The sequence below is a fragment of the Mesorhizobium loti CJ3sym genome (assembly GCF_000472785.1).
Taxonomy (GTDB): domain Bacteria; phylum Pseudomonadota; class Alphaproteobacteria; order Rhizobiales; family Rhizobiaceae; genus Mesorhizobium; species Mesorhizobium loti_E.
This window is the reverse complement of the sequence record NZ_AXAL01000027.1, coordinates 58,802-75,980: the sequence shown is the minus strand read 5'-3', so window position 1 is coordinate 75,980 and position 17,179 is coordinate 58,802. Positions and strand designations below refer to the sequence as shown.

The window sequence follows — 17,179 nt, the reverse complement described above, 5'->3', positions numbered from 1 at the left end:
GGATATTTGCCATGACCGATCAGTTGAAGAAGATCCTACTCGGCGAACAGGGCCTCGTCGTAATCTTCATCGTCGCCTTCGCTCTGGTGTCGCTGCTGGTGCCGAACTTCCTAACTGATCGCAACATGCTTGGCCTGCTGCAATCGGTGGTCACCGTCGGCATCGTCGCCTGTACCATGATGTTCTGTCTCGCCGCGCGCGACTTCGACCTGTCGGTTGGCTCGATCGTCGCCTTCGCCGGTATGGTCGCGGTGATGGCGTCGAACTACACCGGATCGATCCTGCTCGGCCTCCTGGCGGCGATCGCTTGCGGCGGGTTCGTCGGCTTCATCAACGGCGTCGTCATCGCCAAATTCCGCATCAATGCGCTGATCACCACGCTCGCCACCATGCAGATCGTGCGCGGCCTCGCGCTGATCGCCTCCGATGGCCGCGCGGTTGGCATCAACAGCCCGGATTTTTATCAGCTGGCGCTGTCGAAATTGCTCGGCATCCCGACGCCGGTCTGGGTTTTGGCCGTGCTGTTCTGCGTCTTCGGCTTCATCTTGAACCGCACCGTCTTCGGCAAGAACACGCTGGCCATCGGCGGCAATCCGGAGGCCTCGCGGCTGGCCGGCGTCAATGTCGACCGGACGCGCATCTGGATCTTCGCGTTGCAGGGCGTCGTCTGCGGCATCGCCGGCATCCTGCTGGCCTCGCGCATCACGTCGGGCCAGCCTAATGCCGCCGTCGGGCTCGAGCTCTCGGTCATCTCGGCCTGCGTGCTCGGCGGCGTCTCGCTCGCCGGCGGCCGCGCCACCATGTCGGGCGTCATCGTCGGCGTGCTGATCATGGGCATTGCCGAAAACGCCATGAACCTGCTTAACATCCCGGCCTTCTACCAGTACATCGTGCGCGGAGTTATTTTGCTCCTGGCGGTGTTGCTCGACAATCTGCGTTCTTCGGCTTTGGGCCGACGCTGACCGTCTTCGACTGGAGTGACTGATTTGGCTGAACGCCTGTCCGGCAAACGCATCTTCCTGACCGGTGCCGCGCAAGGCATCGGGCTGGCCATCGCCGAGGCCTGTCTGGCCGAGGGGGCGAAACTGTTCCTTGTCGACCGCGACGGCGCGTTGTTGGACAAGACCGTCGCCGGCCTCGCCGCACAGCGTGGGTCTATCGGGCATGCGACAGCCGACATCAGCGACGGCGCGGCGATCACCGCTACCGTTCTGCGGGCTGCTGCTGAAATCGGCCCGATCAATGCGTTGATCAACAATGCCGGCATGAACGTGTTCTCGACGCCGCTCGAGGCGACCGAGGAGGAGTGGAACCGCAATTTCGACGTCAACGTCAAGGGCGCCTGGAATTGCAGCAAGGCGGTGCTGCCGGGCATGATCGCAAGCGGCGGCGCCATCCTCAACATCGCTTCCACGCACAGCTTCACCATCATCCCGCACACCTTCCCCTATCCCGTCGCCAAGCACGCGCTGCTTGGGCTGACCAAATCGCTGGCGCTTGAATATGCGGGGCAGGGCGTGCGCGTGAATGCGCTGGCGCCTGGCTATGTCGAGACGCAGAAGGCGATCGACTACTGGAACAGTTTTCCTGATCCGGCGGCGGCGCGCGCCAACACCATGGCGCTGCATCCGGGTGGCCGCATCGCCACGGCCGGCGAGATCGCGCTTGCCGCGGTGTTCATGATTTCCGACGAGTGCCCGTTCATGAACGCAGCCACGCTCGTCGTCGATGGCGGGCTCAGCCAGCTTCAACATCCCGCCTGAGCGCTGAGAAAACCATGACCAAGAGACGATCGCAGCACTGGTTCGGCGGCCAAGGCAAGGACGCCTTCATCCACCGCAGCTGGATGAAGAACAACGGCATGCCCGATGATGCCTTCGATGGCCGCCCGGTGATCGGCATCTGCAACACTTTCTCCGAGTTCACGCCGTGCCATGTGCATTTTCGCGGTCTGATCGAGCACATCAAGGCCGGTGTGCTGGAAGCCGGCGGACTGCCGCTGGAATTCCCGGTCTTCTCCTGCGGCGAATCCAATCTGCGGCCGACGGCAATGCTGTTTCGCAATCTCGCCTCGATGGATGTCGAGGAGGCGATACGCGGCAATCCAATGGACGGTGTCGTGCTGATGGCCGGCTGCGACAAGACCACGCCGTCGCTGGTCATGGGTGCGGCCTCCTGCGACCTGCCGGCGATCGTCATCTCCGGTGGACCGATGCTCAACGGCCGCTTCCAGGGCCGCGAGATCGGCTCGGGTACCGATGTGTGGAAATTCTCCGAGGATGTGCGCGCCGGTGTGATGAGCGAACAGGATTTCGCCAATGCCGAAAGCGCCATGTCGCGCTCGCCCGGCCATTGCATGACCATGGGCACGGCCTCGACCATGGCCTCGATGGTCGAGGCGCTCGGCCTGGCGTTGCCAGGCAACGCCGCCTATCCCGCCGTCGACGCGCGCCGCAGCCGCATCGCCCGCATGACCGGGCGGCGCATCGTCGAGATGGTCAATGAGGATTTGCGGCCGTCGGCGATCCTGACGAAGGCGGCCTTCGCCAACGCCATCCGCGTCAATGGCGCGATTGGCGGCTCGACCAATGCGGTGGTGCATCTCTTGGCGATTGCCGGCCGCGTCGGCACGGATTTGACGCTGGACGATTGGGATGCCCTTGGCCGCGACGTACCGACCATCCTCGACCTGATGCCGTCGGGCCGCTTCCTGATGGAGGATTTCTGCTACGCCGGCGGCATTCCGGCTGTCATGAAAGAGATCGCCGACATGCTCGATCTCGATGCGCTGACGGTGACCGGCAGGACCCTGCGCGACAACATCGCGGACGCCCAGAACTACAATCCGGAGGTGATCCGCCCGCGCGACAAGGCGCTGACGCCGCACGGCGGCATCGCGGTGCTGCGCGGCAATCTGGCGCCTGATGGCGCCATCATCAAACCGTCCGCCGCCACGCCGGCCCTGATGAAGCATCGGGGCCGCGCCGTGGTCTTCGAGGACATCGACGACTACAAGGCCCGCATCGACGATCCCGCCCTCGACATCGACGGGAGCTCGATCATGGTGCTCAGGAATTGCGGCCCGAAAGGCTATCCCGGCATGGCCGAGGTCGGCAACATGGCACTGCCGCAGAAGCTGCTGAAGCAGGGCGTGTGCGATATGATCCGCATCTCCGACGCCCGCATGTCCGGCACCGCCTTCGGCACGGTCGTGCTGCATGCCGCACCCGAAGCCGCCATCGGCGGACCGCTGGCGCTGGTCCACAGCGGCGACATCATCGAACTCGATGTGGAGGCGCGGAGGTTGCATCTCGAGGTCTCCGAGGAGGAACTGGCGGAGCGGCGGACACACTGGACGCCGCCGGAGCCGGCGATGCGTGGCGGCTACCAGGGCCTTTACACCGAGCATGTCTTGCAGGCGGATCGCGGCGCCGATCTCGACTTCCTCGTCGGCAGCCGTGGCCACGCCATTCCGCCCGAAAGCCACTGAGGCTGACCACGATGCCGAATTTCCAGCCCGATGATTTCCATGGCATCCACGCCATTCTCTATGCCCTGTTCGACGAGAACGAGCGGCTGGACCGCGTGGCGATGCGCAGGCAGGTCGAAATCTGCCTGGCGACCGGCGTGCACGGTATGGCGGCCCTCGGTCTCGCCACGGAAGTCGCCAAGCTGACCGAGGCCGAGCGCCGGACGATCATGGACTGGACGGCTGAGGACACCGCCGGCAAGGTGCCGCTCGCCTTCACCATCTTTGGCGCATCGGTGGCCGAACAGGTCGCGCAGGTGCGTCACGCCGAAAGCGTTGGCGCCGACTGGGTGATCCTGCAGCCGCCGCCGGCCGGGTCCTACGGCGCGCCGGAATACATCCGCTTCTTCGGCCGTGTCGCCGAAGCGACCGGCCTGCCGGTGGCGATCCAGAATGCGCCGGTCTTTTTCGGCCGTGGCCTGACTTCCGACGAAATCCGCGACCTCGTCACGCAGCACCCCAACATCAGGCTGATCAAGGGCGAGGGCCCGGTCACCGACATTGCCGGCCTGATCGAGCGCACGGAAGGCCGGATTCCTGTCTTCAACGGGCGCGGCGGGCTCGAACTGATCGACAATTTCCGCATCGGCTGCCGTGGCATGATCCTGGCACCGGATTGCATCGACCATGCCGTTCGTGTCTTCGAGGCGTTCCGATCCGGAGACGAAACAACGGCCGAGGCCGAGTATGCCAAAATGCTGCCGGCGGCGGTCTTCGTCATGCAAGGTATCGAGAACCTGATCTGCTACGGCAAGCGGCTGTTTGGCGCTCGCGCCGGCATCGCCATACAGGATCGGGCGCCGGCGATGCGGCCCAATGAGATTGGACTTGCGATGGTGGCGCGATTTGCTGCTCACCTGGGCCGATTGCCCCACGGCAGCTCCTGACCAACAGGTTGTCTGCCCACCCACGGCTGTCAGCCGAGTAGATCAGCAGCGACCTCGAGCGTGTTGCGTAAAGACGTTTCGAGATGGTGTTCCATCGCTTGTGCGGCGCCCTCGGCGTCGTGACGTTTCAGCGCGTCGAGAATGGCTTCGTGCTGCTCGATCGTCTGTTCGCCATAGCCGGGCTTCGGGATGACGAGGTAGCGGCCCCGATCCATCTGCGCCTTGGAGATGTCGACGGCGCGCCAGATTTTCGGCAGGCCGCAGATCTCGGCAATGGTGCGGTGGAAGACGTCGTCGAGCTGGATCGCGGTGGCATATCTGCCGCGCAATATGGCGAGCCGGTGCGCCGCCATATTGGCCTCCAGAAGTTCGCCGGCTGACGGCGTGAATTTGGCGGCCGCGCGCCTGGCGCTTTCCATCTCCAGGGCGCGGCGGATGACATAGGCTTCTTCCAGATCGGCCCGGCTGATCGGTGCGACATAGGTGCCGGTCTGCGCCAGGATATTGACCAGGCCCTCGTCGCTGATGCGCTTGACCGCTTCGCGCACCGGTGTGCGTGAGACGCCGAGGGCTTCGGCGATGGCCACCTCGTTGATGACTTCCCCCGGCTTCATTTGGCCGACGACGATCAGGTTGCGGATCTGGTGATAGATCTGATCGCGCAACGGAAACGTCCGATTGAGCGTCGAAGGGTCCAGGTCCATGGCAAATCCACATCTTCGGTCACCAGAAGTGATGAGATTATATTGGAATGCCGCGTGTTCGATAGGCCGGCTCAACGAGGTGAAAGCCACTTGATCTGGCTGCCTCGTGACCGAGGACCTTCGGCATCCCCGAACGTGACGTGGGGGCCGCTGCGGCCATCCTGCGGAGAGATTTTCCAATTTAGGCAGCGGATTTGGAATAAACTAACTCTACAGAGTTTATAGAATAAGCAAAGTGCGCTGGCGATCTGGTTTTCCCCGGACAGGACTCCGCCATGCCCGCCCTTCTGCGCCCGCTTTCAACCCCGTCAGGAACAGGCCGCCGCCGCATTGCGGGAGGCCAGCCATGACCAAGGACGTTCCCGACCGCATCAAGGTTCTCTGGTTCCTGCCGACGCATGGCGACAGCCGTTATCTCGGCACGACCGAAGGCGGCAGGGCCGTCGACCTGCCCTATCTGACGCAAGTGGCGAAGGCCGCCGACACGCTGGGCTATTATGGGGTGCTGCTGCCGACCGGCCGCGCCTGCGAGGATTCCTGGGTGATCGCCTCGGCGCTGGCGCCGCTCACCGAGCGGCTGCGCTTCCTCGTCGCCGTGCGGCCCGGCCTGCAGTCGCCGACACTCGCCGCACGGATGACCGCCACGCTCGACCGCATCTCCAATGGCCGGCTGTTGATCAATGTCGTCACCGGCGGCGATCCCTTGGAGAACAAGGGCGACGGCATCTTCCTCTCGCATGCCGAGCGCTACGAAGTGACGCAGGAATTCCTGCAGATCTACAAGCGCGTGCTGAGCGGCGAGACGGTCGAGCACCAGGGCAAGCATTTCCACATCGAGGACGGCCGCCTGTTGTTTCCACCGGTGCAGACGCCCTATCCGCCACTCTATTTCGGCGGCTCGTCGGATACCGGCTCGGTGGTCGCGGCGCAGGAGATCGACAAATACCTGACCTGGGGCGAGCCTCCAGCCGATGTCGAGCGCAAGTTGGACGCCGTGCGCGAACTGGCCGAGAAGGCCGGCCGAAAACTTTCCTTCGGCATTCGCCTGCATGTCATCGCGCGCGAAACCACCGAACAGGCCTGGGCCGCGGCGGAGAGCCTGATCAGCCGGCTCGACGACGCAACGATCGCCTCGGCCCAGAAAGTCTTCGCCCGCATGGATTCGGTCGGCCAGGCGCGGATGAGCGCGCTGCATGGCGGCAGCCGCGACAAGCTCGAAATCGCGCCCAACCTGTGGGCCGGCGTCGGTCTGGTGCGCGGCGGTGCGGGCACAGCGCTTGTCGGCGATCCCGATACGGTCGCGGAGCGGATCGACGAATACCGGCACCTCGGCATCGACACCTTCATCCTGTCCGGCTATCCGCATCTCGAAGAAGCCTATCGTTTCGGCGAACTGGTGCTGCCGAAACTGCCGACGGATCATCCGGTCAAAGCGGCCAGCATGTCGGTCAACACCGGACCGTTCGGCGAGACCATCGCCGGCGACCACCGGCCGAAGTCGCTCGCCAGCGCCTCGTGAACGCGCTGCCCCCGGCCCGCCGATTGCGCGTCGCCATCATCGGCGGCGGCTTTACCGGCGCTGCAGTAGCCTGGCATCTGGCGCGGGCGCATCGGCCGGAGCGCCTGTCGATTTCGGTGATCGAGCTGCGCCCGGCGCTCGGCGGCGGCCTTGCCTATTCCAGCGAGGAGCCATCGCACCGGGTCAATGTCCCGGCTATCAGGATGAGCATGGCGCCCGATGACCCGCAGCACTTTGCGCGCTGGTTGGCTGCCAGTGGAGAAATTGAGAGCGACACGGACGCCCTCTGGCAAAACGGCGACATCTATCCGCGCCGGCGCGTCTTCGGCCGCTACGTCGCCGAGCACCTCGCTCCCTATCTTGCTTCAGGCGCGGTTCGTCACGTGGAAGGCGCTGCCACAGGCGTGACGCGCGACGGTGATGGCCTTGGTTGGATTGTGCAGACATCCGCCGGGCCTGTCGCAGCCGACATCGTCATCCTGGCGGCGACGCATCCTCAACCTGGAATTCCCAATGCGCTGGAGTCACTGGCGGAAGCGCCAGGCTTCATCGCCGATCCCTACGCCGCTTCGGCACTTGCCGGCATCGGACCGCAAGCCTCGGTGCTGATCGTCGGGTCCGGGCTGACCTCGGCCGACATGGTCGCCGAGCTTGATCGTCGCGGCCATCGCGGCCGCATCCTGGCGCTGTCGCGTCGCGGACTGCGCTCGCGCGGCCATCCCGATGTCAGAGGCGAGCCCTTCGGCGATTTTGCTTCGGCGCCGGCCACATCAGCGCTCGGCCTGCTGAAGAACATTCGCGCGACACTGACGGCGGCTCGCGAGGCCAACGTCAACTGGCAGTCGGTTTTCGATCAGTTGCGCCTGCAGGGTCCGCTGCTGTGGGCCGCCCTTGCGCCGCCGGAGCGGGCAAGGCTGGTTCGTCAGCTTCGCGTGTTCTGGGACGTGCATCGCTTCCGGATCGCGCCGCAGATCGCTTCCGTGCTCGACCGCCGCCAGAGCGCCGGCACGTTCGACACCATCGCCGCCAGGCTTGTCGCGTCGAACGATGAGGGCGACAGCCTCGCGGTCAGCCTTCAACGGCGCGGCCAGACGCGGATCGAGACCGCCCGCTTCGATGCCGTGATCAACACGACAGGACCGGCCCATGGGCAGGCGCTTCAGCTCAATCCGGCGCTGCGCTCACTGGCCGAGGCCGGGCTGATCAGGGTCGACCAATACGGACTAGGCATCGAGACGAATCTCGACAGTCGTGCTGTCGGCCGGGATGGCCGGGCGGCCGCCAGCCTCTTCGTCGCCGGCCCATTGGCGCGAGGGATCTTTGGCGAACTCATGGGCCTGCCCGAGGTCGCTCGCCATGCCCAGGCAGTCGCTGGCGAAATCGCAAGATTGCTCGAAACGCTCCTGCCGGCCGAGGCCATCGGCGCCAATGCCGCGCATAGTCCGGTCGGGCGCTGACAGGCGAAAGCCGGCTTGGCCGGGCAAAATTGGTATTTCCGACCCAAGAGGGCGCCAAAAACGGAAAATCCTACTTTGTATATATAATCAATAGACATAATAAATACTGTGGAAATCCGGCGTCGACCGGACCGATCAACGACACGGCCTGAATGGGAGACAGTTCATGGCACATGCAGAGACCGACGCGGTCAAGTTCGCCTACTGGGTGCCGAATGTTTCGGGCGGCCTGGTGATTTCCGACATCGAGCAGCGCACCAACCATTCGGCAGAGTACAACCGCAAGCTGGCGCAGATCGCCGAAAAAGCCGGCTTCGACTACGCGCTGAGCCAGATCCGCTTCACCGCCGGCTACGGCGCCGACGAGCAGCATGAATCGGTGGCGTTCAGCCACGATCTGCTGGCGGCCACCACGACGCTCAAGGTCATCGCGGCGATCCTGCCCGGCCCGTGGAATCCGGCACTCGCCGCCAAGCAGCTCGCCACCATCAGCTATCTGACCAATGGCCGCGTCGCCATCAACCTCGTCTCCGGCTGGTTCCGTGGCGAGTTCCACGCCATCGGCGAGCACTGGCTCGACCATGACGAGCGCTACCGCCGCTCGGAGGAATTCATCCGTGCACTGCGCGGAATATGGACCGAAGACAGCTTCACCTTCCGGGGCGATTTCTACCGCTTCAACGAATATTCGCTGAAGCCGAAGCCGCCGCAGGTGCCTGAAGTTTTCCAGGGCGGTTCGTCGCGTGCGGCACGCGACATGGCTTCACGCGTTTCGGACTGGTACTTCACCAATGGCAACACGCCGGCCGAAATCGCCAAGCAGGTCGACGACCTGAAGTCCAAGGCCAAGGCCAACAACCATTCCGTCAAGGTCGGCGTCAACGCCTTCGCCATCGTCCGCGAGACCGAGGAAGAGGCCAAGGCGGTGCTCGCCGAAATCATCGGCAAGGCCAATCCCGAGGCCGTCAACGCCTTTGGCCACGAGGTCAAGAATGCCGGCAAGGCTTCGCCCGAAGGCGAGGGCAACTGGGCGAAATCCTCCTTCGAGGATCTGGTCCAGTACAATGACGGCTTCCGCTCCAACCTGATCGGCACGCCGAAGCAGGTCGCGGAGCGCATCGTCGATCTGAAGCGTGCAGGCGCCGATCTCATCCTGCTCGGCTTCCTGCATTTCCAGGAAGAGGTCGAATATTTCGGCAAGCACGTCATCCCGCTCGTTCGCGAGCTGGAGGATGCCGAACAGGCAGCTTCACTGGCAGCGGAATAGCCATCCCACTGGCTGGCCGGGAGAGTTTCCGGCCAGCACATCCATGAAGATATCCGGCGCGCTCGAGGGATCGAACCGCAACGGGGATTTGTGCGCCTGCTGAAGCAATCGAGGACGATTGGAATGCCGTTGGCCAGCTATGCCCTTGGAATGATGGAGGCCGCGGTCTATGCGCCGGAGGTCTTTGCGCGTGGCTTGCCGTCGGCATTGCGCCGTGAGCAGCAGTCCGAAGGCAGCACCGAACCCACGGGGGCTGCCACGGCCGCCGCCACTCCGCTGCTCTCGCTTCACGGCATAGGCCTGTCGTTTGGCGGTGTCGTCGCGCTCGCCGATATCGACCTGTCGGTTTACCCGGGCGAAATCCGCGCCATCATCGGCCCGAACGGTGCCGGCAAGAGCTCGCTCATCAACGTCATCAGTGGCGTCTATCGGTCGGACCGCGGCCATGTCCAACTCGATGGCGTCAGCTATGCCCAGGTGCCGACGCAGCGGCTGGCGCATCTCGGCGTCGCCAGGACGTTTCAGAACCTTGCTCTGTTCAAGGGCCTCAGCGTCCTCGACAATGTCGCGTCCGGCCTCGCCTACAAGGTCCGCTCCAATTTCGCCGGCCAGGTGCTGGGCATTGGTCGCTCGCGTGGCGAGCAGCGCGACTCGCAGAGCCGCGCCGACCAGATCCTCGAATTCCTCGATCTCACCGCTGTCCGCGACCGTCTCGCTGGCACGCTGCCCTACGGGCTGCAGAAGCGGGTCGAACTGGCCCGCGCGCTGGTTGCAGAGCCGCGCCTGCTGCTGCTCGACGAACCGATGGCCGGCATGACCGCCGGTGAGAAGAGCGAGATGGCTGACTTCGTGCGCGCCGCGCGTGACCGTTTCGCCACCACCGTCGTGCTGATCGAGCACGATGTCGGCGTCGTCATGGGCCTGTCCGATCGCATCGCCGTTCTCGACTACGGCCGCAAGATCGCCGACGCCACGCCTGATGAAGTCAGGAACGACCAGCGTGTCATCGACGCCTATCTCGGCGTTGCCTCCGACAATGAGGATGGGGCAGGCATATGATCGCCGATTTCGACTACCAGTTCTTCATCGAAGTGCTCGTCGGCGGCCTGCTCTCCGGCGTCATGTATTCGCTGGTCGCGATCGGCTTCGTGCTCATCTACAAGACCTCGGGCGTGCTCAATTTCGCGCAGGGCGCGATGCTGCTGTTCGCCGCGCTCACCTTCGTCAGCCTTGTCGAGCGCGGCATTCCGTTCGCGTTGGCGCTGGTCATCACCTTCGCCATCATGGTGACGATGGGTGTCGCCATCGAGCGCACCGTGCTGCGGCCTCTGACCAACAAGCCGCCGATCACATTGTTCATGGCCACGCTCGGCCTGTCCTACATCATCGAGGGCGCCGCCCAGTTGATCTGGGGCACGCAGGTCCATGGTCTCGATCTCGGCATCGAGGACGTGCCGTTGGAGATCGGCGGCGTGCTGATAAGCCAGTTCGACATTTTCGCGGCGGTGGTCGCCGCCGGCATGGTTCTGCTGTTGTCACTGTTCTTCCGCTACACCCGCATCGGCCTCTCCTTCCGCGCCGTCGCAGACGATCAGTTCGCCGCTCTCGCGGTTGGCCTCAGGCTGCCGTTGATCTGGGGCACCGTCTGGGCCGCGGCCGGTCTCGTCGCGCTGGTAGCCGGGCTGTTGTGGGGCGCGCGCCTCGGGGTGCAGTTCTCGCTGTCGCTGGTGGTGCTCAAGGCGCTGCCGGTGCTGGTGCTCGGCGGCTTCGATTCCATCCTCGGCGCCATTGTCGGCGGGCTTTTGATCGGCGCCAGCGAGAAGCTCGCCGAGGTCTATATCGGCGACTATTTCGGCGGCGGCATCGAGAGCTGGTTCGCCTATGTCGTCGCCCTGGTCTTCCTCCTGATCCGTCCTTCCGGCCTGTTCGGCCAGAAGCTTGTGGAAAGGGTCTGAGCCATGACCGCAATCACAGGCAGTTTTTCCTCCGCACCGGTGCTGCCGAAATGGATCGTGCCCTTTCTGCTGCTCGCCTTCGCCTATGGCGTCGTGCCGCTCATCGGCTCGAGCTATCTGTTCGAGGCCATCCTGCTGCCGTTCCTGGCGCTCAGCCTCGCCGGCGTCGGCTTGAACATCCTCACCGGCTATGCCGGCCAGGTTTCGCTGGGCAGCGCTGCTTTCATGGCGGCCGGCGCCTTTGCCGCCTACAATTTCAACCTGCGCGTCGAAGGCCTGCCGCTGATCGGCAGCATCTTCCTGGCCGGCATTGTCGCCGCCGCGATCGGCATCGTCTTCGGCCTGCCCAGCCTGCGGCTAAAGGGCTTCTATCTCGCGGTCTCGACGCTTGCCGCGCAGTTCTTCGTGCAATGGGCGCTGACCAAGTTCAGCTGGTTCTCCAACGACTCCGCGTCGGGCGTCATCGACGCGCCGAAGCTGTCGATAGCAGGCTTCGCTTTCGACGGTGCCGTGGGCCGCTATCTCTTCGCCCTGACCATCGTTACGGCGCTGACCTTCCTCGCTTACCGGCTGGTCTCGTCGCAGACCGGGCGCAACTTCATTGCCATCCGCGACAATGAAACCGCCGCCCGCATCATCGGCATACCCGTATTGAAGACCAAGCTTCTGGCCTTCGCCATCTCCTCCTTCATCATCGGCGTCGCCGGCGTCATCTGGGCCTTCGCCTATCTCAGAACCGTCGAGCCGGACGGCTTCGATCTCGATCGCTCGTTCCAGATCCTGTTCATCATCATCATCGGCGGCCTCGCTTCGATCCGTGGCGCCTTTTTCGGCGCCGCCCTCATCGTCGTCTTTCCGCTGGCTTTGTCGCGCCTTGGCGGCTTCCTGCTTGGCGATGTCTTTGACTCAGGCGTGCTCGACATGAGCCAGCGCATTGTGCTCGGCGCCCTCATCATCCTGTTTCTGATCCTTGAACCCGACGGGCTTGTGGCCCTGTGGGACAGGGTCCGAAGACGGCTCCTGTTCGCCTGGCAGTCGACCTGAGCCGCGCATCTGAAAGTGAATCGCATTTGAAAATGAACCAGAGGCCGAACCTAAGACGGCTCACACCGGAGTAACCCTAGCCATGACCTTCCTCAGCACAATCAAGGCGGCGGCGCTGTCCGCGGCGATGATCGTGTCGGTGGCCTTGCCGGCCGCCCACGCCGACGAACAGTATTTCCCGCTGCAGAGCTATCGCGTCGGGCCTTATGCGGCCGGCGGCACCGGCTTCTTCGGCGGCTTCATCGACTATCTCAACCTCATCAACATCCGCGATGGCGGCGTTAACGGCGTCAAGCTGACCTGGGACGAATGCGAGACCCAGTATGAGGTCGAGCGCGGCGTCGAATGCTACGAGCGACAGAAGAGCCATGCCGGTGCTGCCGCCTGGAACCCGCTTTCGGTCGGCATCGCCTATGCCATGATCGACCGCATCACCGCCGACAAAGTGCCGCTGATCACGGTCAACCATGGCCGCACCGACTCCACCGACGGACGTGTCTTTCCGTACGTTTTCCCGCTGCTGCTCAACCCCTACAGCGAGACATCAGGCATCGTGAACTACATCGCCTCCAAGGAAGGTGGCATTGACAAGCTCAAGGGCAAGAAGATCGTCGTGCTCTATCACGGCTCGCCTTACGGCAAGGAGACCATCCCAATCTATGAATTGCTGGCGCAGAAATACGGCTTCACCGTGCAGCAGATCGAGGTGCCGCATCCCGGCAACGAGCAGCAGTCGCAGTGGCTGACCATCCGCCGCGCCAAGCCGGATTTCGTCGTCCTGCGCGGCTGGGGCGTGATGAACCCGGTGGCGCTGAAGACGGCGGTCAAGGTCGGCTATCCCGTCGACCATATCGTCGGCAATGTCTGGTCGAATTCGGAAGAGGATGTCATCCCGGCCGGTGACGCCGCCAAGGGCTACACCGCCATCACCACCCAGGCTTCCGGCAACTCCTATCCGGTGGTGCAAGAGATCGTGAAGACCGTCTACGGCGCCGGCAAGGGCAACCTCGAAGACAAGTCGCGCATCGGCTCGGTCTACCACAATCTCGGCATCGTCAACGGCATTTTGAATGTCGAGGCGATCCGTGTCGCGCAGGAGAAATTCGGTCATCGCACGCTGACCGGCGACGAAGTCCGCTGGGGCTTCGAACACCTCAAGCTCGATCCGGCCAAGGTCGAGGCGCTCGGCGCCAAGGACCTGTTCCACTCGATCAATGTCAGCTGGGACAATCACGAGGGCGAAGGCTACGTGACCTTCCAGCAGTGGGACGGCAAGAAGTGGAACGTCGTCTCCGACTGGATCGCGCCGGACTGGGCCCTGCTGCGGCCGATCATCGAGAAGTCGGCTGAAGCCTATGCCAAGGAGAAGGGCATCAAGCTGCGCACCGCCGACGATGCCAACGCCGTGACCACCAACTGATCAGCCAATGCCGGGCGCCACGGACAAGGTTCCGTGGCGCCCGGCCCTTACGGTTCCTGGAACCGCGGAAGAAGAGCCCATGCCGGACAATGACGTCATCCTTGCAGTGGACATGATCCATGCCACCTACAACCACGCCATCACGGCGCTGCACGGCGTCAGCTTCGAGATCCGGCGCGGCGAAATCCTGGCGCTGCTCGGTGCCAATGGCGCGGGAAAGACCACGACGCTGAAGGCCGTCTCCAACCTGTTGCCGGCCGAACGCGGCCAGGTCAACGCCGGCACCATCCGCTATGACGGCAACGATGTGTCGCGCCGCAAGCCCGGCGACCTCGTGCGCGCCGGCCTGGTTCCGGTGCTGGAAGGCCGCCATTGCTTCAAGAGCCTCACCGTCGAGGAGAACCTGGTCACCGGTGGCATCGGCCGCAGCGGCAGCCGGGCCGAGATCAATGCCGATCTCGAACGCATCTATGGCTACTTCCCCCGTCTCCTGGAAAAGCGCCGGACACTGTCCGGCCTGACCTCCGGCGGCGAACAGCAGATGACCGCCATTGGCCGGGCACTGATGTCACGGCCGCGCCTGCTGGTCCTGGATGAGCCGTCAATGGGGCTCGCCCCGCTCATCGTTCAGGACATCTTTCAGACGCTGAGAAAGCTCAACCGCGAGACCGGCTTGTCGATCCTGGTCGCCGAACAGAACTCGGCGGTGGCTCTCAAATACGCCGACCACGCCACGGTGCTCGAAAACGGCGTTTCCGTTCTCTCGGGCGCGGCTGCCGATCTTCGCCAGCGCGAGGACGTCCGCGCCTTCTATCTCGGTCAATCGACCACCGGGCAACAGCCATCGCCGGCTGCCAAATCAGCCCATCTCCACGCCGTCGCTTGAAATCAGATATCAAGGAGCAGTGAAATGACCGTCTCGACCGTCAAGACCGACCACGCTTCCGCCGCCGTGCCGCCAGTCGCAAGGCCGTCGGCGCCGGCCCACATCATCAGCGATGACGCCGAAGCGATCGCGATCGCTCATGCGCTCGCCGCCGAATTCGTCAAGGGCTCCTCCAAGCGTGACCGCGAGCGCATCTGGCCGGTCGCCGAACTCGACGCCTTCTCGCAAAGCGGCCTGTGGTCGATCAATGTGCCCAAGGCATTCGGCGGGCCGGAAGTGTCCTACGTGACGCTGGCCAAGGTGATCGAGATCATCTCGGCGGCGGATTCCTCGATCGGCCAGATCGCGCAGAACCATCTCGGCGTTATCGCCGCGATCCGCACCGTGTCGGACCCGGAACAGCAGAAGCTGCTGTTCGCCGAAGCGCTGAAAGGCACGCGGTTCGGCAATGCCTTTTCCGAGTTCGGCTCCAAGCGCGCCGCCGATTTCGAGACCCGCTTCACCGATGCCGGCGACCATGTCGTTGTCAATGGCCGTAAATTCTATTCGTCCGGTGCGCTGCTTGCCCATCTGGTGCCGATCGTGGCGCTCGACGACGAGGGCCGTGCCTGGTATGCGATCGCCGACCGTGGCGCGCCCGGCCTGACCGTCATCGACGACTGGTCGAGCTTTGGCCAGCGCACGACTTTGTCGGGCACGGTGATCATCGACAACGTCAAGGTGCCGAAGACGCATCTGGTGCCCGGCTACAGGGGCTATGACAAGCCGACCGCCGACGGCGCTATCTTCCAGATCATCCAGGTGGCGGTGGACACCGGCATTGCCCAGGCGGCGATCGACGAGACGGTTCACTTCGTCAGGACCAGAAGCCGCGCCTGGATCGACAGTGGCGTCGACAATGCCTGGGACGATCCCTACACCATCCAGGCGGTCGGAGACCTGACGCTGCGCCTGCACGCCGCGCAGGCGCTGCTGGAAAAGGCCGGCCTGGCAATCGATCGGGCGGTTGCTGAGCCGACCGCCGAAACGGTGGCGCATGCGCAGATCGTCACCGCCGAGGCGAAGATCCTGTCGACGGAGGTTGCCATCGCCGCGACGAACAAACTGTTCGAACTGGCCGGCACGCGCTCGACGCTGGCCGAGCACAATCTCGACCGGCATTGGCGCAACGCCCGCACCCACACGCTGCACGACCCGGTGCGCTGGAAGTACTCGATCCTCGGCAAATACTTCCTCAACGGCGAAAACCCGCCGCTGCACGCCTGGAGCTGATTTCACACCGGCGGGCGGGTGGCCCGCCCTTCAAGATTTCGACCATCATGACCAAAGAGAGCCCAGTCACCATGTCAAACCCAACAGTCGTCGGCTTCTCCGGCAACATCACCCGACCGTCAAAGACGCGCGCCTTCGTCGAGCTGGTCACCAGGGACATCGCCGCGCGCCATGGCTTATCGGCAAGCACCTACGACATTGAGGATGTCGGCCCGTCGCTGGGTACGGCAAGGTGGGCGCGCGACCTCGACAGCCAGGCGCAACCGATCCTGGCCGAGATACTCGCGGCTGATGTGCTGGTGGTCGGCTCGCCGACTTACAAGGGCAGCTATACCGGTCTGTTCAAGCACTTCTTCGACCTGATCGATCCGGCAGCACTGCGCGGCAAGCCCATCCTGCTGACCGCCACCGGCGGCGGCGAGCGCCACGCCTTGATCGTCGAGCACCAGTTGCGGCCGCTGTTCGGCTTCTTCGAGGCCTTCACGCTGCCGACCGCCGTCTATGCCACCGACAAGGATTTCACCGACGGCGTGCTGCGCTCCGATGCCATCCTGAAGCGTGCGGCGCAAGCGGTCGACGAGGTCGGCTTCGTGCTGGCCAATCGTTCTGCAGGCAGGGTCGCTGCCGAGTAGCAGGCCGACAGCGGATTTCGCTGATCGAAATTCGCGCGGGCGGCACGCTCGCTTACGTGCAATTTACGACCACCGGTTAAACCTGTTCCTGTCTGATTCGCCCGGGACAGGAGCACCATGAGCAAAGCCCTCACGACCTTCGCACTTGTCGCCGTGCTGACCGCCTTGCTCATGGCGCTAAGTCTGGCGGTGGCCCGGCACGGCTATCCCTATGGCGTGATCGGGGTGAAGCGCCTCGACGGCATCGCCGATGCCGGAACCTTCATTCCGCTGGCTGCGGTCTTCTTCCTCAGCGCGCTGCTGATGATGATCCTGCCGATCCGCGCGGCCAGCATCGTGCTGACCCATGCCGCCGACGCGATCTTCTGGACGGTGATCGTGCTGTTTGCCACCATTGTCGGCGGCCTTCTCGCGCGATGGGCCTTCGGCCAGGGCAGCGCTCTTCTGGCATTGCTGAACTGGCGGTTCCTGTTTGCCGTAGCGATTGTCGGCTGTCATTTCGTCATGAACGAACTGCGCCGCAACGTGCTGTTGCGCAGCCTGTTCTTCGTGATCTTCGCCGCCGCGACGCTGGCCTGCCTGTTCTGGTCGTTCACGCTCTGAACGT

General features: G+C 64.1%; 16 protein-coding genes. 15 read left to right on the top strand and 1 reads right to left on the bottom strand.

The features are described 5' to 3' along the window. Positions 1-11: 11 nt before the first annotated feature. The 4 genes from araH to A3A9_RS0129615 are packed head-to-tail and all read left to right on the top strand — an operon-like array spanning position 12 to position 4,416. Positions 12-962 (top strand): L-arabinose ABC transporter permease AraH, encoded by a 951-nt coding sequence (araH, locus tag A3A9_RS0129630; RefSeq protein ID WP_027061871.1) that lies wholly within the window; start codon positions 12-14, stop codon positions 960-962. Positions 963-986: 24 nt separating this feature from the next. Beyond that, positions 987-1,763, top strand: coding sequence for an SDR family oxidoreductase (locus A3A9_RS0129625; protein WP_027061870.1), 777 nt, complete (start codon positions 987-989; stop codon positions 1,761-1,763). Between the two features lie 14 nt (positions 1,764-1,777). Beyond that, complete coding sequence (gene araD, locus A3A9_RS0129620; protein ID WP_027061869.1) at positions 1,778-3,490, top strand: L-arabinonate dehydratase; 1,713 nt, start codon at positions 1,778-1,780, stop codon at positions 3,488-3,490. Between the two features lie 11 nt (positions 3,491-3,501). Continuing rightward, positions 3,502-4,416, top strand: a complete 915-nt coding sequence (locus tag A3A9_RS0129615; RefSeq protein WP_027061868.1) for a dihydrodipicolinate synthase family protein — start codon at positions 3,502-3,504, stop codon at positions 4,414-4,416. Positions 4,417-4,445: 29 nt separating this feature from the next. On the opposite strand, the gene A3A9_RS0129610 is transcribed toward A3A9_RS0129615, so the two are convergent. Next, a complete protein-coding gene (locus A3A9_RS0129610; protein WP_027061867.1) occupies positions 4,446-5,120 on the bottom strand; it encodes a GntR family transcriptional regulator in 675 nt (224 codons plus the stop codon). Between the two features lie 346 nt (positions 5,121-5,466). Here A3A9_RS0129610 and ssuD point away from each other — a divergent pair, with 346 nt between their 5' ends. From ssuD to A3A9_RS0129555, 11 genes are all read left to right on the top strand, one after another. Further along, positions 5,467-6,639, top strand: a complete 1,173-nt coding sequence (ssuD, locus tag A3A9_RS0129605; RefSeq protein ID WP_027061866.1) for an FMNH2-dependent alkanesulfonate monooxygenase — start codon at positions 5,467-5,469, stop codon at positions 6,637-6,639. Further along, positions 6,636-8,096: an FAD/NAD(P)-binding protein gene (locus A3A9_RS0129600; RefSeq protein ID WP_027061865.1), complete on the top strand. Its 1,461-nt coding sequence runs from the start codon at positions 6,636-6,638 to the stop codon at positions 8,094-8,096. Before ssuD ends, A3A9_RS0129600 begins: the two co-directional genes overlap by 4 nt. A 166-nt stretch (positions 8,097-8,262) precedes the next feature. After that, positions 8,263-9,363, top strand: a complete 1,101-nt coding sequence (gene sfnG / locus A3A9_RS0129595) for a dimethylsulfone monooxygenase SfnG (RefSeq protein WP_027061864.1) — start codon at positions 8,263-8,265, stop codon at positions 9,361-9,363. Between the two features lie 123 nt (positions 9,364-9,486). Next, entirely contained in the window at positions 9,487-10,422 is a 936-nt protein-coding gene (locus tag A3A9_RS0129590) for an ABC transporter ATP-binding protein (RefSeq protein WP_027061863.1), read from the top strand. After that, positions 10,419-11,318: a branched-chain amino acid ABC transporter permease gene (locus tag A3A9_RS0129585; RefSeq protein ID WP_033838867.1), complete on the top strand. Its 900-nt coding sequence runs from the start codon at positions 10,419-10,421 to the stop codon at positions 11,316-11,318. Before A3A9_RS0129590 ends, A3A9_RS0129585 begins: the two co-directional genes overlap by 4 nt. 3 nt (positions 11,319-11,321) lie before the next feature. Beyond that, complete coding sequence (locus A3A9_RS0129580) at positions 11,322-12,362, top strand: branched-chain amino acid ABC transporter permease (protein ID WP_027061861.1); 1,041 nt, start codon at positions 11,322-11,324, stop codon at positions 12,360-12,362. 82 nt (positions 12,363-12,444) lie between these two features. Continuing rightward, complete coding sequence (locus A3A9_RS0129575) at positions 12,445-13,782, top strand: ABC transporter substrate-binding protein (RefSeq protein ID WP_027032710.1); 1,338 nt, start codon at positions 12,445-12,447, stop codon at positions 13,780-13,782. A 79-nt stretch (positions 13,783-13,861) separates the two neighbouring features. Next, positions 13,862-14,668, top strand: a complete 807-nt coding sequence (locus tag A3A9_RS0129570; protein ID WP_027061860.1) for an ABC transporter ATP-binding protein — start codon at positions 13,862-13,864, stop codon at positions 14,666-14,668. Positions 14,669-14,692: 24 nt separating this feature from the next. Next, positions 14,693-15,940 carry an SfnB family sulfur acquisition oxidoreductase gene (locus tag A3A9_RS0129565; protein WP_027061859.1) on the top strand — a complete coding sequence of 416 codons (1,248 nt, stop codon included), beginning with the start codon at positions 14,693-14,695 and terminating at the stop codon, positions 15,938-15,940. A gap of 71 nt (positions 15,941-16,011) precedes the next feature. Then, positions 16,012-16,572 (top strand): FMN reductase, encoded by a 561-nt coding sequence (msuE, locus tag A3A9_RS0129560; RefSeq protein WP_027061858.1) that lies wholly within the window; start codon positions 16,012-16,014, stop codon positions 16,570-16,572. Positions 16,573-16,689: 117 nt separating this feature from the next. After that, a complete protein-coding gene (locus A3A9_RS0129555; protein WP_027061857.1) occupies positions 16,690-17,175 on the top strand; it encodes a hypothetical protein in 486 nt (161 codons plus the stop codon). The last annotated feature ends 4 nt before the right edge of the window (positions 17,176-17,179 follow it).

Coding starts and splice junctions, on each gene's coding strand:
- araH (WP_027061871.1), top strand. CDS start 12: ATGACCGATCAGTTGAAGAAGATCCTACTCGGCGAACAGGGCCTCGTC.
- araD (WP_027061869.1), top strand. CDS start 1,778: ATGACCAAGAGACGATCGCAGCACTGGTTCGGCGGCCAAGGCAAGGAC.
- A3A9_RS0129615 (WP_027061868.1), top strand. CDS start 3,502: ATGCCGAATTTCCAGCCCGATGATTTCCATGGCATCCACGCCATTCTC.
- A3A9_RS0129610 (WP_027061867.1), bottom strand. CDS start 5,120: ATGGACCTGGACCCTTCGACGCTCAATCGGACGTTTCCGTTGCGCGAT.
- ssuD (WP_027061866.1), top strand. CDS start 5,467: ATGACCAAGGACGTTCCCGACCGCATCAAGGTTCTCTGGTTCCTGCCG.
- sfnG (WP_027061864.1), top strand. CDS start 8,263: ATGGCACATGCAGAGACCGACGCGGTCAAGTTCGCCTACTGGGTGCCG.
- A3A9_RS0129590 (WP_027061863.1), top strand. CDS start 9,487: ATGCCGTTGGCCAGCTATGCCCTTGGAATGATGGAGGCCGCGGTCTAT.
- A3A9_RS0129585 (WP_033838867.1), top strand. CDS start 10,419: ATGATCGCCGATTTCGACTACCAGTTCTTCATCGAAGTGCTCGTCGGC.
- A3A9_RS0129580 (WP_027061861.1), top strand. CDS start 11,322: ATGACCGCAATCACAGGCAGTTTTTCCTCCGCACCGGTGCTGCCGAAA.
- A3A9_RS0129575 (WP_027032710.1), top strand. CDS start 12,445: ATGACCTTCCTCAGCACAATCAAGGCGGCGGCGCTGTCCGCGGCGATG.
- A3A9_RS0129570 (WP_027061860.1), top strand. CDS start 13,862: ATGCCGGACAATGACGTCATCCTTGCAGTGGACATGATCCATGCCACC.
- A3A9_RS0129565 (WP_027061859.1), top strand. CDS start 14,693: ATGACCGTCTCGACCGTCAAGACCGACCACGCTTCCGCCGCCGTGCCG.
- msuE (WP_027061858.1), top strand. CDS start 16,012: ATGTCAAACCCAACAGTCGTCGGCTTCTCCGGCAACATCACCCGACCG.
- A3A9_RS0129555 (WP_027061857.1), top strand. CDS start 16,690: ATGAGCAAAGCCCTCACGACCTTCGCACTTGTCGCCGTGCTGACCGCC.